The following is a 1,158-nucleotide window of genomic DNA, read 5'->3' as shown; positions in this document are numbered from 1 at the left end:
GCTGAGGTTGCGCCCGAAATTGGCCGGTGTTTCGTGAATGATGCTGGGGTAAATGGGTGCGCAGCCCAGGCCCACAATGATCAAGCCCGCAAACAGCAAGGTATTGCCCGCCGGCAGGAAAATCAGCACAAGGCCCACCAGAATGACTGCCTGGCCGCCGCGGATCATCTGGTGGTCATTGAATTTCATGGTCAGGAAACCGCTGAAAAACCGCCCCACCGTAATGCCTAGGTAAAACAGGCTGGCCCAACCGGCTGCCGTCTGTGCATCGATACCGCGCATCAGCGTGCAGTAACTGGCCGCCCACATACCGGCAGTGGCTTCCACCGCAGAATAGCAGGCAAAGCTGATCATGACCTCCGGAACACCGGGAATGCGCAGAAGCTAGGGCAGACTGCGATGTTCCGGGGTAACGTTGACCCCGGCGCCATCCTCATCGGGCCGCTTCCACAAGGGAAGGCTGAACAAAAGAATCGCGGTCAGCACAATCTGCATCAGCGAGATCACCCGGTAGCCGCTCTGCCAGCTGCCTGCCGCCAGGGCACGTCCCATAATCACAGGACCCACGCTGGCGCCCACGCCCCACATACAATGCAGCCAGCTCATGTGGCGGCTTTGGTAATGCAGCGCCACATAGTTATTGAGGGCTGCATCCACACTGCCGGCGCCCAAACCGTAGGGAACGGCCCAAATGCACAGCTGCCAGAACGCTGTGCAGGTGGAAAAGCCGAACAGCGCAATGGCGGTAAGTGCCACGCTGCCCGCCGTGACTTTGCCGGTTCCCAGGCAGCTGTTGAGCCGGTCGCTGGCCAGGCTGGAAACAATGGTGCCCGCAGAGATGATCATGGACACCGCCCCCGCCCAGGAAAGGTCCGCCCCCAGGGGCTGGTACATGCTGGGCCATGCCGCGCCCAGCAGTGCGTCGGGCAGACCCAGACTGATAAATGCCAGATAAATCACCGGCAGCAAAAACGAAAACATGATTTCTTTTCCCCTTTTCCTCTGGTTTCCCTGATTATACCACGGGTTCCCAACCTGCGGTATAGCTTTTGGCAAATTTTACGGGTCCCGGGCAAAAGAAAACACGCAGCGGCCGCACAACCGCTGCGTGTTTTGGATTCAACGCGTTATTTCAGCACCGCGCCCTGGTTGGCGCTG

Annotated in this window: 1 pseudogene; it reads right to left on the bottom strand. The window is 59.2% G+C overall.

Going from position 1 to position 1,158, the window contains the following annotated elements:
* Positions 1-981, bottom strand: a pseudogene (locus H6B10_RS14585) (MFS transporter); the annotation flags it as partial.
* Positions 982-1,158 lie beyond the last annotated feature (177 nt).

This window comes from Gemmiger formicilis (assembly GCF_016901605.1).
GTDB classification, from domain to species: domain Bacteria; phylum Bacillota; class Clostridia; order Oscillospirales; family Ruminococcaceae; genus Gemmiger; species Gemmiger formicilis_B.
The sequence above is the reverse complement of the archived record's forward strand: the minus strand, read 5'-3'. Positions and strand labels throughout refer to the sequence as shown.